We start from the raw sequence: 570 nt of genomic DNA, 5'->3' as shown, positions 1-570 counted from the left end.
GTCGAAGAGATCACCGAACCATTGCTCGAACACTTCGACCTCGGCCTGTGTGACCGGAACGGGATGGGGCCAGTCGTCGGTGACGGTCCATATGGACAGGTCATGTTTGGGCGGTCGGCCCATGGGCACATGGTATCCGAGCAGGTTTTCAAGCTGCTCCGATACGGTCGGCGGCCTGACGCGCCGGGAACGAGACGCTGCCCCTGCGCCGTCGTCCGCGCGATCAGAGGTCATCGAAGTCGAACTTGCTGCTGGGCCGCCATAACGCGGGGCTGGCGACCCAACGGTCGATGTCGGATTCATGCCATCCCGCGCCGTTAGCGCTGATCCTCATCTGGGCGGGGAACGTGCCCTCGGCGATCTTGCGGTAGATAGTGGAGCGAGACAGGCCCGTCCGGGCGAGGACGGTATTCAGGCGGACGATACGGTCTGGTGCGGGCATGGATGCGATGCCTCCGGCTGGCGGTTTTTGACGGCTTTTTGTCCAGTCAGGACAGGCCCTTGCCGGGGCGCAAGAGGGTTCGGGGAATCGTCGCGGCGCCGGATGGAAACGGCGGCACATAGGACGGT

The 570-nt window shown here is 64.2% G+C and carries 1 protein-coding gene; it reads right to left on the bottom strand.

Going from position 1 to position 570, the window contains the following annotated elements:
- Positions 1 to 223: 223 nt before the first annotated feature.
- The gene (locus tag VQ044_RS25555) at positions 224 to 442 is read right to left on the bottom strand and encodes a helix-turn-helix transcriptional regulator (RefSeq protein ID WP_327649454.1); all 219 of its coding nucleotides are present in this window, start codon (positions 440 to 442) and stop codon (positions 224 to 226) included.
- Positions 443 to 570: the final 128 nt, after the last annotated feature.

Source organism: Aurantimonas sp. C2-5-R2 (assembly GCF_036549495.1).
Classification (GTDB): domain Bacteria; phylum Pseudomonadota; class Alphaproteobacteria; order Rhizobiales; family Rhizobiaceae; genus Aurantimonas; species Aurantimonas coralicida_A.
This window is presented reverse-complemented; position numbering and strand designations above follow the sequence as displayed.